The sequence below is a fragment of the Rhodococcus sp. P3_B8 genome, from assembly GCF_056402775.1.
This window is the reverse complement of the sequence record NZ_JBFUGT010000039.1, coordinates 14,455-26,671: the sequence shown is the minus strand read 5'-3', so window position 1 is coordinate 26,671 and position 12,217 is coordinate 14,455. Positions and strand designations below refer to the sequence as shown.

Sequence of the window (12,217 nt, the reverse complement as noted above, 5' to 3'; positions counted from 1 at the left end):
CGTGCTGAAGTAGCGGGTTTCGCGTCCGTGCTGGTCGAATAATCGATGGCCCCTTTCGTGGCTCGGCTACCACACCGTGGTGGCGTGTCGATCTGATGGGATCGCGGAGCGCCCGCGGTGACCACGTCGTCTTCGCGGGCGCTCCGCTGCTGGGGAAGGGGTGGTTCAGGTGCGGGGGCGAGGTTTCGCTGAGGTTGCGGCCCATCGTCTCCGGGGCGAGAACCTGAGAGACCGACGCACCGACGACGCAGATGCCGGCGGCGATGAGCATCGTCACCCTGCCTCCGAGGTTGTGCATCGACCACGGCAGCAACAACGTGCCCAGACCCAGGAGCACCGATGACGGTGCCGATGATGCCGAGGATGTAGCCGTCGATGAACATGCCACCGGGGAGAAGCAGCAAGACAAAAAGCACACACCGCACGTGTTCATATACCGAACACAGCGATTGAAGTGTGACAGAGACCTCGTTGGTCGTCAAGGCAATCTTGGGCCATGCCTACATCGGCCACCGCCACCGAGGTCTGACTCACCCCCAGGGAGGCCGGCGCCACCACGAGGCCTGGCGCGCCGCGACAACACTCGAGTCCTCGCGACACCCTGCACCCGCAGCAATCTGATCGGAAAACGCTTGGCCAACAGCATAATGGCAGCCGAGATGACTGGCGAGCGAAGATCCACGACCGTGCGGTGTGGATGGATTCGGGTACATAGTTCCCGCACTCAGGCGGTCACGGACCGGCGTGGGCGCCGACGCGCACAGGTTGGGCCGGTCACCGTTGCACGCTTGACAGAGTGTGACCAAGGACGCAATACTGATACCAGTTTGAACAATACGTTCACATTATGAACGTCATTGAGTCGCATTCGCCCTGACCTGACTGGCGTCAGCGAAATGACCCGAAGAGGAGCCACCATGCTCACTGCCACCATCGACCAGGCGCACTACCGCACCGTGATGGGCCACCTGCCCACCGGCGTCGTCGCCCTCTCCGGCATCACACCCGACGCCGAATACCCCTGCGGCCTGGTGGTCGGCACCTTCCAGTCCCTGTCCCTGGACCCGCCGCTGGTCAGCTTCAGCGTCGCCCACACCTCCACCAGCTGGCCCAAGGTCCGCGCCACCGGACAACTGTGCGCCAGCATCCTCGCCGCCGGCCAGGAATCGGTCTGCCGCGCCCTCTCGAGCAAGCAGCCCAACAAGTTCGCCGACATCGACTGGTCCCTCTCCGAGGCCGGATCACCCCGGATCAGCGGCGCCCACGCCTTCGTCGACTGCGAGGTCACCCACGAACTCGACGGCGGCGACCACGTCATCGTCATCGACCGGGTCCTGCAGATGGACACCGGACACGGCGAACCCCTCGTCTTCCACCAGGGCCGACTCGGCGGAATCCGGCAACTCGCCGCCGCCTGACCCACACACCCACAACCTGGGCATTGCCTCACCTGACTCGAAAAGGAGTCGGCGCGAGAAGATTTGAACGATTGGAAACCGAGTAGGCGTGAGTCGCGTCCCACCTGAGATGGGATGCGCCGACGAAATCAGGGGTGCCATGAGCGAGCCGAAGGCGACCRCACTGATCGCGGTGAAGACCAGCGAGCCGGCGGAGATCGCCAACAAGTCGGTGACCAAGGCGGTTCGCCTGCTGCGCGAGCTCGCTTCCCGACCCAAGACCGGTGCGACGGTGAGTACCCTTGCCAAAGCGGTCGGAATTTCCCGTCCCACCGCGTTTCGTCTGCTTTACAGCCTCGAGCGGACCGGCATGGTGGACCGCATCGACAACAACTACATCCTGGGCTCGGAAGTGTCCCGACTCGGACGGCACGCCGACCCCTATGCCGGTCTCGCTGCCCGGGCTCTGCCACTACTGCGGGAGCTGGCCGACCAGTTCAATGAAACGGTGACGTTGTCGGTGCCGAATGCGAAGGATGAACTCGACCTCATCGCCGAGGCCGCCGGATCGCATGTCGTGGGCACCACATCCCGGATGTCGCATCACATGATCGGCAAACAGTTTCCACTCCACGCCAGCTCCAGCGGCAAGGTGCTCTTGGCTGAGTGGCCGATCAAGAAGATCGTGGGCCGGTTGCCCGAAAGGCTCGACGCATTCACAGCGCACACCATCACCGACCGCACAGCCCTGCTGGCCGAGCTCGATCAGATCCGCGAAAGCGGCTTCGCACTCATAGACAACGAACTCGAAGAAGAATTGATCTCCCTCTCCCTTCCCGTCAGGGATTCGTCGGGGAATCTGGTGGCGATCGTGTCCCTCAACGGTCCGCGATATCGGTTCGGCCCCGACCGCATTCCCGAAGGCCTTCACCGGATGCAGCAGCTCGTCGAGCGTCTCGTCGATGTCTTCTGGCAGGATTCGACAATCGCTTGACCGGTACCGCAACAGATATGCCCCTGAACGCAGCATGTCGATCTCCACGAAACGGGAACGTACTGAGCGGGATACATATAGTGTTCGGCGCCGCCGCGGACCTCCCGTTGCCGATCCGTCAGCAGCTCACCCAAACCTGCCATCTACGTTTCCGTGATCGACGCGCTCGACGAGGTCAGGATCGCACCATTTGCGGGACCGCAGTGACAACAGCACAACCACCCGGAAGTATCGGGAATCGCGACGGAAGGTCGGTGTGGTGACGCCGTACCGCTCGATGAACTCGTGCTGTTCGACGAACCGAAGGTCACCGGACGTGCCGGGCACCGAGTACTGCCGATTCGGCATGCGCCACGTGCCCGTGTCGGGTACGTCCCACATCTGCACGTTGGCGGGCAACAGTTTCCAGCCCTGGTCGGTGTGCAGTTCGAGGTTCGCGACGACCTCGATGGTCGCGACCACTCCGCTGACGGACAGTACTGGCTGAGGGGAGAACCCCGGGTACCTGTCGACGTAGAAGACTCCTCGGCCGACACCGTTCGGCCGACTCTCGACCTCCTCGGCCAGTGATCGGAGCTCGGCGGGAAGCTGCTGCTCGTCGAGCCACGAGAGGGCAGTGGTCACGGTGTCACCCGGGTGCCAGACGGAGTCTGCGGAGACAGGCTCGTCGTCGACGAAGACCGTGAGCGTCTGGGGTGAGGCATGGTCAGGCGTGCGCCGTGGTCGTTCGTCGAGCATCGTCAGACCCCGCGCAGTAGGCGGACCGATGGGCGAAGCCATCGGGTGCGGGGTTACCGTGCAGCAGACGATACGCGCCCGCCGCATCGGTTCGACCGCCGCTGCCGCACTGAACGCGGCAGCGGCGCCGGCGGAGGGCAGCTCGATCGATGCGAATCAGTACGGCAGAGACGAGCAGCTGGGGCGGTCGACGATGGCCTGGCCCTCGCAGAGCATGGCCTGCTCGTCGTCGTCGAAACGGTCGCGCCGATCCCGGTCGCGGGCATCGCGGTCCGACTGTGCGGCCACCGCGACATCAGTCCCCGACGAGGCGGGCATGGCGTGCGCGATTCCGGCTGCGCCGGTGAGAGAGAACGCGACCGCGGCGAACATCAGGCCGGCGCGAATGGCAGTGTGGCGAAACATGCGGTGTCCTTGGTGGTGTGTGGTCGAGTATTCCTTGGCCACAACAACACTGCCGTCCGGACATGCGGTTCGACAGACACCCTAGGGTGCGCGTTGCCCACCCCTGTGTGAACGCCGGGAACGCGTCCGGGCTGAGCGGTGCCGTCGTGAACGCAGATGACCAAGGCTGTTCGGGTCCGACCCGCCGCAAACAAAACCTTTGATAGCAGTATCACGAAATTCTATTACCACCCCATCATCATGTTGTTTCATGATCTTTGGGAGCGTCCATCGTCATGAATCGGAGCACCCATGAATTCCACCGTCAGCGCACCCGGCTGGCAGAAGTCCGTGTTCGACGTTCTGCGTGAAGGAGATGTCAAACAGATCGCGTACGTACCGGACGCCGGCCACTCGTACGCAATCCAAGCAGCGATCGCCGACCCCGGCATCGAAGACGTCGTCCTGACCACCGAGGAAGAGGGCGTCGGACTTGTCAGCGGCGCGTGGCTCGGCGGGCAGCGCGCGGTCCTGCTCATGCAGAGCAGCGGAGTCGGCAACTGTGTCAACATGTTTTCCCTGCTGGAGATGTGCAAGTTCCCGTTCCTCACGCTGGTGACGATGCGTGGTGAGTACGCCGAGTTCAACCCTTGGCAGATCCCCATGGGTTCGACCACGCAGCAGGCCCTCGAACTCATGGGCATCACAGTTTTCCGGGTCGACGACCCCGATCAGGTCGGCGAGGTCGTCTCCGCCGCCTTCGATCAGGCTTTCCTCGCTGGTGAGCGCGTCGCAGTGCTCCTGGGCCAGCGGCTCATCGGACGCAAGAAATGGGAGCGCAAGTGAACGCACACGACTCGACCATCGGAACCCTCGCCGGCGAACGCCTCGACCGACGCGATTTCGTCGCGACACTGCTCGACCGGGCGCCGGAGGCACTGTTCGTCACCGGTCTCGGCTCCCCCTCCTATGACGTGTTCGCCGCCGGGGAGCGTGACCGCAACTTCTATCTGTGGGGCGCCATGGGCGCCGCCGTACCCACCGGCCTGGGCCTCGCGCTCGCTCGCCCGGACGAGTCCGTGGTCGTCATCACCGGTGACGGGGAGCAGCTCATGGGCATCGGCGCGCTCGGATCGGTCGCGGTCAAGGCCCCGAAGAACCTCACCATCGTCGTCGTCGACAACGGGCACTTCGGCGAAACCGGCATGCAGCGCAGCCACTCGAGCCTCGGCGCCGATTTGGCCGGCATCGCGTCGTCGTTCGGCATTGCCCGCACCGAACGGGTCCGCGACATCGCCGACGCCGAGCGTGTCGCACGGATCGTCACCGCCCGGGAAGGTACGACCTTCGTTCAGGTGTTCATCGAGCAGACCGAGCCGCCGCGCGCCCTTCCGCCCCGGGACGGCACGGCGGTGAAGAACAAGTTCCGTGCCGCGCTCGGCCTCGACACGTTCTGATGGCCGACACCGAAGCGAAAGAGAACACTGTCATGCAGAAATACCTGCTCCATATCGACGGCCAGCAGCGCCCGTCCGCTGTCGATTCCTACTTCGAGACCGACAATCCCTTCACCGGCCGGCCGTGGGCGCAGATCGCGCGCGGACAAGCATCGGATGTCGAGGACGCCGCCCAGGCCGCGCACCGTGCCATGACCACGGGGCCGTGGGCGAGCATGAGTCCCAGCGCCCGCGGTCTCGTCCTCCAGCGCGTCGCCGACGTGCTCGAGGAGAACGCCGAATTTCTCGCCCGCATCGAGGTCCGCGACAACGGCAAGCTCTACAACGAGATGTTGGGCCAGTGCCGGTATCTCGCGCAGTGGTACCGGTACTACGGCGGTCTCGCCGACAAGACCGAAGGCCGCGTCGTTCCCGTCGACAAACCGGGATACTTCACCTACACCCGGCGCGAGCCCATCGGGGTCGTCGGAATCATCACCCCATGGAACTCACCGCTGCTGCTGCTCACCTGGAAGCTGGCACCCGCGTTGGCCGCTGGTTGCTCGGTCGTCGTCAAACCCTCCGAATACACCTCCGCCTCGACGTTCGAATTCGTTCGTATCCTCGAGCAGGCGGGCCTGCCTGCGGGAGCGGTCAACGTGGTCAGCGGATTCGGGCCGGACGTGGGTGGGCCGCTGGTCGAGCACCCCCTGGTGCGCAAGGTGGGATTCACCGGCTCCGACGCGACCGGGCGGCACATCGGCGCCGCGGCGGCGCGCGGCCTCAAACGGGTTTCGCTCGAACTCGGCGGCAAATCACCGAACATCGTCTTCGCCGACGCCGATCTCGACGCTGCGGTCAACGGCGCGGTGTCCGGAATCTTCGCCGCGACCGGTCAGACCTGCATCGCCGGAAGCCGGCTTCTGGTGCAGCGATCCGTGCACGACGAGGTCGTCGCCAAGCTGGTCGCGCTTGCCTCGACCGCGCGGATCGGTGACCCGATGTCCCCCGACACCCAGGTGGGGCCGATCACGACTCGGGACCAGCACAAGAAGGTCCTCGAGTACATCGACATCGCCACCGCCGAGGGCGCACAACTCGCGCTCGGTGGCGGCGTGGCCACCGGCACCGGAACCGATGGGTGGTTCGTACAGCCGACAGTGTTCACCGGGGTGAGCAACCAATCCCGGTTGGCGCAAGAGGAAGTCTTCGGCCCGGTGCTGGCGGTGATCCCGTTCGACACCGAAGACGAGGCGATCACCATCGCCAACGACTCGAAGTACGGTCTCGGCGCCGGGGTCTGGACCACCGATCTGCCTCGCGCGTTCCGCATGGCGGAGGCGATCGAGTCCGGGACGGTCTGGGTCAACACCTACCGCGCGGTCAGCTTCATGCTGCCGTTCGGCGGGGTGAAGGACTCCGGTATCGGCCGGGAAAACGGTGCCGAGGCAATCGACGAGTACCTCGAAACCAAGAGCGTGTGGATCAATACCGGGGCACCGACCGGCAACCCGTTCGTCCTGCGCTGACCCCCGCGCCGAGGGTCGTCTGTCGACTGAGAGGCAGGCACGATCATTCGCGTCGAGGAGGCCCGGCGAGGCCCGTGGTGTTCTCGACGAGCGTCTCGAGAACGAACCTCTGAAAGCCTGCGGCGACCGAGGAGGTGAGGGGTCGATCGGCCTGGATCATGCCGATCGTTCGCCAGGCATCGCGATCGCGGAGTTCGACCAGTGCAGTTCCGTCGGGAGGGGCGGCGACGGCCGGCGGGGCAGGCACAACTCCCACGCCGACTCCGGCCGCGATCATGGCGCGCATCGTGCCGACCTCGGTGACCGAGAACGTGATTCGTGGGGCGAAGCCGGCAGCTCGGGCGAGACGGTCGGTGAGCTGGCGCAGCCCGTACTCCGGCGTGAGCGCCACGAAATCGTCTTCGGCGACTTCGGCGAGACTCACCGTCTTGCGGCGGGCCAACCGGTGACGGACAGGGACGAGCAAGCGAACCGGTTCGGTGGCCACTGGTGTCCACACGAGGTCGTCGACGGAGGGCTCGGGGGCTACGAAGCCGAGATCGGACCGCCCGAGCCGGATGTCGTCGACAACCGAATCTGCTGCGGCGCCGCGTAGTTCGAATCTCACTTTGGGATGTTCGGCGCGATACCTGCTGATCAGTTCCGGCACGAGCCACTCGCCGAGACTGTGCAGGAAGCAGAGGGAGACGGTGCCCTCGTTCGGATCCGCAAGGGTGCTGATCCGGTTGTGTGCGGAATCCACCTCGCTCAATGCGCGCAACGCATGTGCGCGGAGAATCTCGCCGTACCGGTTGAGATGGAGCCGATTGTGCCGCCGGTCGAACAAGCGCACCCCGAACCCCGTCTCCAGCCGGGCTATGGCCCGCGACAACGTCGGTTGCGTGACGTGCATCTCCGCGGCGACAGCGGTGATGTTCTCCGATTCGGTGAGGGCGACGAACCACCGCAACTCCTGCAAGTTCACTGCCTGAGCTTATACGCGAAGCGTATGAGAGTCGGCGGATATCGGCATTTCACAAACACCCGCGGGAGCGCGACAGTGAAAGGGCACTGACACGACTGCCCCGGCAAGGAGAATGACGTGAGTACCGAGCGTTCGGATTTTGTTTCCCACCCTGTGCATCGGCCCTTGGAGGGTGTCGTGGTGGTCTCGCTCGAACAGGCGATCGCGGCACCGTTCGCGACCCGGCAACTCGCCGACCTCGGTGCGCGGGTGATCAAGATCGAACGTCCCGGCGTCGGAGATCTCGCACGCGGATACGACCGAACGGTCCAGGGGATGGCGAGTCATTTCGTGTGGACTAACCGAGGGAAGGAGAGCATCGAGCTCGACGTTCGCTCCGAGGAGGGCAACCGGATCCTGCACCAACTCGTCGACCGCGCCGACGTCCTCGTCCAGAACCTGGCACCCGGCGCGGCAGGGCGCCTCGGCATCGGCGCCGACCGCTTGCGGGAAACCCACCCACACCTGATCACGTGCGATATCTCCGGATATGGCCGCGGCGGCCCCTATGAGGCACGAAAGGCCTACGACCTGCTGATCCAATGCGAGGCCGGACTGGTGTCGATCACCGGAACCGAGGACGAGCCCTCGAAGGTCGGACTGTCCATCGCGGACATCTGCGCCGGCACGTATGCCTACTCGGGGATCCTCACCGCCTTGCTCGATCGTGGGCGGACCGGCCGAGGCGCCAACCTCGAGATCTCGATGCTCGAGGCGCTCGGCGAGTGGATGGGGTACGCCGACTACTACGCCCGATACGGCGGGTCGGCGCCGAAGCGGACGGGAGCGAGCCACGCGACCATCGCGCCGTACGGACCGTTCACTGCGGCCGACGGGGAGGTCGTCAACCTGGGTCTGCAGAACGAACGCGAATGGGACGTGTTCTGTCGTGTCGTGCTGCATGCGCCGGAGCTGATCGACGATCCGCGGTTCGTCACCAACGCCGACCGGGTCGCACACCGCGCCGAGCTCGATGGCGTCATCGACGACGTTGCCGCAGGCCTCACCGGCGCGGACCTCGTCCACAGGTTGGAAGCGGCGAAGATCGCGTATGCCCGGCAGCGCACGATGGACGAGTTCGCCGAGCACCCGCAGCTCGCGGCACGCTCCCGGTGGGCGCAATTCGATTCCCCCGTCGGACGGCTCGAAGGACTACTTCCCCCGGTGACGGTGATGGGCGCCGAACACGAGATGCGCCCCGTACCAGGTCTGGGGGAACACACCGACAGCATCCTGACGTGGCTCGACGAGTACGCAGCGGTCGGGTCCTGACACACACTCTTCCCTCCGCCGTCGGCCGAGTCGCGCCGTCGGCGACGAACTACCGAAGGAGAACTACCTTGAGCAGCAGCGAAATCCAGGTCGAGCAGTCGGCGCCACCGGTCACCGGCTGGCCCGGCCGCTACTTCGAAGACTTCGAGATCGGAGACGTGTACCGGCACCCACTCGGCCGCACGGTGCTGCCGGTCGACAACTCGTGGATGACGCTCCTCACCCAGAACACGGCGCCGATCCACTTCGACGCGCACTACTCGAGTCAGACGACGTGGGGTAAGCCGCTCGTCGACTCCACCTTCACCCTTGCCCTCGTCACCGGGCAGAGCGTCACCGACATCTCCCAGCACGTGCACGCCAACCTCGGTTGGGACCGGGTGCGCCTGCCGAACCCGGTATTCGAGGGCGACACCATCTACTCCCAATCGGAGGTCCTCACCAAACGAGAGTCCTCGTCCCACAGGGACATCGGCATCGTCACCGTGCGCACCATCGGGTACAACCAGGACGGCACCATCGTCATCACCTTCGAACGGACCCTCATGGTGTATCGCAAGGGACACGGACCGCACACTGCAGGCGTCGACCCCAAGTGGGACGACCGGTCACGGCGCGCAGCCGGGATCGAGTAGTTGATCGAGTTGCCGGGCAGGCAGGGCCGGCGCGGCAACACCCTGGGCGTCGAATACCGAGCCTTGTGGACGTTTGTGGCTGTTCTGCCATGCCCCGCGACTGGCCGGTCTCGGCAGATCATCAACCACCCCGACGATGACCCAGAAGGCTTCTTCGCCGAATTCATCGACCGAGCCTGGAATTCGCGGTACTTCTCGAGCGCTCTGTATTCCGCCAGTCTGCGGCACAAGGTCCGGGCCGGTGCCGTGCGTGGAATCTTCGAGTCGATGGTGGAACTCTCCGACCAGGGCGATCTGATGAACCGCTTCCTGGCGATACCCGCGCCCAAGATGTTCATGTATGGACAGCAGAACGCATCGTTGTCGTATTTGGAACACCTGTCTGCCCATGGTGTGGAGGTCGCCGAAATCCGGATTTTGTGCCGCCCGCGCTCCGAGCTACCTGCGGCAGTGCCGTCTAAAGCGAATGTAAGGAAAGCGGACCATCCCTTCCCTCTCGCTGTGGCGGCGACCACATTGGTGTCAGTGACTATGCATCATCACAGCAGTCGAGGAAGGAACATCATGCGACACACGACTTCGAACCCCACGTCGTCGACCGGCGAGAGGCGGGTTGTTGCGAACGTGGTTCGCGGCTGCATCGGCAACCTCGTGGAGTGGTACGACTGGTTCGTCTATGCAGCGTTCAGTGTGTTCTTCGCGGCGTCCTTCTTCCCGCAGAGCAGCACGACCGCCCAGCTTCTCTCCACCGCACTGGTTTTCGCCGTCGGATTCCTGATGCGCCCGATCGGTGGGTACATCCTGGGCCGATACGCGGACCGGTACGGGCGCAAGAACGCGCTGACGTTGTCGGTGCTGATGATGGCCGCAGGATCGCTGATCATCGCTGCGACACCGAGTTTCGAGGCGATCGGCATGCTCGCCCCGGCGCTGCTGGTGATGGCGCGACTGATCCAGGGACTCTCCGTGGGAGGCGAATTCGCTTCCAGCGCAACGTACCTGTCCGAGGTCGCGACGCCCGGCCGCCGCGGCTTCTACTCGAGCTTCCAGTACGTGTCGATTATTCTGGGTCAGCTCGCTGCGCTCGGTGTCCAGATCATTCTGCTGCAGCTGCTGACCATCGACCAGATGCAGGCCTGGGGTTGGCGTATTCCGTTCGTGATCGGCGCGATCGCCGCCGTGACCGTGATGCTCTTCCGTCGCGGGATGGACGAGTCGGACCAGTACAAGGAGGAGGCGGCCCAGATCGCTGCCGAGAAGGCGTCCGGCACGCAGCCGTCGGCCAAGCGCGGCACCCTCCGACTGCTGCTGCAGTACCCGAAGCAGCTCGCGATGGTCTTCGGCCTCGCGATCGGCGGCACCGTCGCGTTCTACACGTACACCACGTACCTGCAGAAGTACATGATCAACACCTCGGGGATCGCCCCGGAAACGGTGGCGTGGATCAACTTCGCCGCACTGTTCATCTACATGCTGCTGCAGCCCGTGGCCGGACTGATCTCCGACCGCATCGGTCGCCGCAAGGTCATGCTGTTCTTCGGTGTCGGCTCGACCGTGCTGACCGTCCCGATTCTGACCGTTCTCGGCAACACCACCAACGCGTTCGTGGCGTTCGGCCTGATGATGACCGGACTGGTCATCGTGACCGCCTACAGCGCTCTGAGCGCGATCGTCAAGGCGGAGCTGTTCCCGACGAAGGTCCGCGCGCTCGGCGTCGGGTTGCCGCACGCGATCACCGCCGCCCTGTTCAGCGGCACGGCCGAGCCTCTCGCGCTCGCGCTCAAGCAGGCCGGACATGAATCGGCCTTCTTCTACTACGTCGTCGGCTGCTCGGCACTGACCCTAATCGCCGCGCTGTTCATGGCCAAGGGCAAGGGCGGCACCACCCTCGATCCGGAGACGGAGAATCCCGCCCGCGACGGACGCGAGGAAGACCGCGACGACCGCCGACTCGAGCGTGTCTGATCCCTCGTCCTCCGGCATTGTTCCCCGGGCGCACCGCGGCCGGGGGACAATTCCGGTTATGCGCATCGCGGTGGTCGAGGACGACGACGGCGTCGGCAACGCACTCGTTGCGGGTCTGACCCGGCAGGCGCACCAGCCCGTGCGGATGAAGTTCGGGTCCGAACTGCTGCTGCACCACGGCGAGGTGGACTTCGTCCTGCTCGATCTGGGGTTGCCGGACCGCGACGGGCTCGAGGTGTTGCGTCAGCTCCGCCAGGTCAGCGCCGTCCCCGTCATCATCCTGACCGCCCGCGACGACGAACGTTCGGTGGTGCGCGGCCTGCGCGGCGGCGCCGACGACTACCTGGTCAAGCCGGCCCGCATGTCCGAGCTGTTCGCTCGCATCGAAGTGGTGCGCCGGCGAAGCATGGCCGTCGAAGGCGGCGCACCACGAGAAGTGGTCACCGGAGACGTCCGCGTCGACCTCGATTCCCGCACCGTCACCGTGGCGGGAACAGAGGTCGACCTGACGTCGAAGGAGTTCTCCCTCCTCGAGATCCTGCTCGAGAACCCGGGGGCTGCGGTCAGCCGTCAGCAACTGATGGACCGGGTGTGGGGTGACGCGTTCGTGGCGGTCTCGCGTTCTCTCGACGTCCACATCGGCACTCTGCGCGCCAAGCTGGACCGACCCGGGTTGATCAGCACCATCCGTGGTTTCGGCTACCGGTGGGTGTGCTGACCTCGGGGTCGAAACGACATGCGCCGACGGTTACTGCTGATTCTCGCGATACTCGGATCCTAAGCGGTCGCGAGTTTCGCGATTCCCCTCGCGCTCGCGACCGCGGACTCGCGGACGCAGGAGTTCACACTCGGCCGCGAGGGAGA

General features: G+C 65.0%; 13 protein-coding genes and 1 pseudogene. 9 read left to right on the top strand and 5 right to left on the bottom strand.

Annotated elements, in window-relative coordinates; all coding sequences use genetic code 11:
* Positions 1-169 precede the first annotated feature (169 nt).
* A pseudogene (locus tag AC1D1G_RS16010) lies at positions 170-355 on the bottom strand (MFS transporter); the annotation flags it as partial.
* Between the two features lie 562 nt (positions 356-917).
* Between AC1D1G_RS16010 and AC1D1G_RS16005 the strand changes: the two are divergent.
* Complete coding sequence (locus tag AC1D1G_RS16005; protein ID WP_477952848.1) at positions 918-1,418, top strand: flavin reductase family protein; 501 nt, start codon at positions 918-920, stop codon at positions 1,416-1,418.
* A gap of 139 nt (positions 1,419-1,557) precedes the next feature.
* Entirely contained in the window at positions 1,558-2,391 is an 834-nt protein-coding gene (locus AC1D1G_RS16000; protein WP_477952847.1) for an IclR family transcriptional regulator, read from the top strand.
* Between the two features lie 126 nt (positions 2,392-2,517).
* Here AC1D1G_RS16000 and AC1D1G_RS15995 read toward each other — a convergent pair whose 3' ends face one another.
* Both AC1D1G_RS15995 and AC1D1G_RS15990 read right to left on the bottom strand, forming a co-directional pair.
* Positions 2,518-3,015: a hypothetical protein gene (locus AC1D1G_RS15995; RefSeq protein ID WP_477952845.1), complete on the bottom strand. Its 498-nt coding sequence runs from the start codon at positions 3,013-3,015 to the stop codon at positions 2,518-2,520.
* A gap of 270 nt (positions 3,016-3,285) precedes the next feature.
* Entirely contained in the window at positions 3,286-3,534 is a 249-nt protein-coding gene (locus tag AC1D1G_RS15990; RefSeq protein WP_280779459.1) for a hypothetical protein, read from the bottom strand.
* 291 nt (positions 3,535-3,825) lie between these two features.
* Here AC1D1G_RS15990 and AC1D1G_RS15985 point away from each other — a divergent pair, with 291 nt between their 5' ends.
* The 3 genes from AC1D1G_RS15985 to AC1D1G_RS15975 are packed head-to-tail and all read left to right on the top strand — an operon-like array spanning position 3,826 to position 6,478.
* Positions 3,826-4,359: a thiamine pyrophosphate-binding protein gene (locus tag AC1D1G_RS15985; RefSeq protein ID WP_283333195.1), complete on the top strand. Its 534-nt coding sequence runs from the start codon at positions 3,826-3,828 to the stop codon at positions 4,357-4,359.
* Positions 4,356-4,970, top strand: coding sequence for a thiamine pyrophosphate-dependent enzyme (locus tag AC1D1G_RS15980; protein ID WP_477952843.1), 615 nt, complete (start codon positions 4,356-4,358; stop codon positions 4,968-4,970). The genes AC1D1G_RS15985 and AC1D1G_RS15980 overlap by 4 nt, the downstream gene beginning before the upstream one ends.
* Before the next feature lie 32 nt (positions 4,971-5,002).
* Positions 5,003-6,478, top strand: coding sequence for an aldehyde dehydrogenase (locus tag AC1D1G_RS15975; protein WP_477952842.1), 1,476 nt, complete (start codon positions 5,003-5,005; stop codon positions 6,476-6,478).
* Positions 6,479-6,521: 43 nt separating this feature from the next.
* On the opposite strand, the gene AC1D1G_RS15970 is transcribed toward AC1D1G_RS15975, so the two are convergent.
* On the bottom strand, positions 6,522-7,442 hold the full coding sequence (locus tag AC1D1G_RS15970) for a LysR family transcriptional regulator (RefSeq protein ID WP_477952841.1): 921 nt from the start codon (positions 7,440-7,442) through the stop codon (positions 6,522-6,524).
* Between the two features lie 117 nt (positions 7,443-7,559).
* On the opposite strand from AC1D1G_RS15970, the gene AC1D1G_RS15965 reads away from it, so the two are divergent.
* Both AC1D1G_RS15965 and AC1D1G_RS15960 read left to right on the top strand, forming a co-directional pair.
* Positions 7,560-8,753, top strand: coding sequence for a CaiB/BaiF CoA transferase family protein (locus AC1D1G_RS15965; RefSeq protein ID WP_477952840.1), 1,194 nt, complete (start codon positions 7,560-7,562; stop codon positions 8,751-8,753).
* Between the two features lie 68 nt (positions 8,754-8,821).
* Positions 8,822-9,388, top strand: a complete 567-nt coding sequence (locus AC1D1G_RS15960; RefSeq protein WP_477952839.1) for a MaoC family dehydratase — start codon at positions 8,822-8,824, stop codon at positions 9,386-9,388.
* Here the strand turns inward: AC1D1G_RS15960 and AC1D1G_RS15955 are convergent.
* Positions 9,362-9,778, bottom strand: a complete 417-nt coding sequence (locus AC1D1G_RS15955) for a hypothetical protein (RefSeq protein ID WP_283333190.1) — start codon at positions 9,776-9,778, stop codon at positions 9,362-9,364. The genes AC1D1G_RS15960 and AC1D1G_RS15955 overlap by 27 nt on opposite strands.
* A 174-nt stretch (positions 9,779-9,952) precedes the next feature.
* On the opposite strand from AC1D1G_RS15955, the gene AC1D1G_RS15950 reads away from it, so the two are divergent.
* Together AC1D1G_RS15950 and AC1D1G_RS15945 are read left to right on the top strand one after the other, a co-directional pair.
* A complete protein-coding gene (locus AC1D1G_RS15950; protein ID WP_283333189.1) occupies positions 9,953-11,353 on the top strand; it encodes an MFS transporter in 1,401 nt (466 codons plus the stop codon).
* Between the two features lie 58 nt (positions 11,354-11,411).
* A complete protein-coding gene (locus tag AC1D1G_RS15945) occupies positions 11,412-12,071 on the top strand; it encodes a response regulator transcription factor (RefSeq protein ID WP_005249969.1) in 660 nt (219 codons plus the stop codon).
* The last annotated feature ends 146 nt before the right edge of the window (positions 12,072-12,217 follow it).

Bases quoted from the DNA above. Each gene is read 5' to 3' on its own strand.
- AC1D1G_RS15975 (WP_477952842.1), top strand. From the start codon at position 5,003: ATGCAGAAATACCTGCTCCATATCGACGGCCAGCAGCGCCCGTCCGCT.
- AC1D1G_RS15985 (WP_283333195.1), top strand. From the start codon at position 3,826: ATGAATTCCACCGTCAGCGCACCCGGCTGGCAGAAGTCCGTGTTCGAC.
- AC1D1G_RS15950 (WP_283333189.1), top strand. From the start codon at position 9,953: ATGCGACACACGACTTCGAACCCCACGTCGTCGACCGGCGAGAGGCGG.
- AC1D1G_RS15990 (WP_280779459.1), bottom strand. From the start codon at position 3,534: ATGTTTCGCCACACTGCCATTCGCGCCGGCCTGATGTTCGCCGCGGTC.
- AC1D1G_RS15945 (WP_005249969.1), top strand. From the start codon at position 11,412: ATGCGCATCGCGGTGGTCGAGGACGACGACGGCGTCGGCAACGCACTC.
- AC1D1G_RS15955 (WP_283333190.1), bottom strand. From the start codon at position 9,778: ATGGGCAGACAGGTGTTCCAAATACGACAACGATGCGTTCTGCTGTCC.
- AC1D1G_RS16005 (WP_477952848.1), top strand. From the start codon at position 918: ATGCTCACTGCCACCATCGACCAGGCGCACTACCGCACCGTGATGGGC.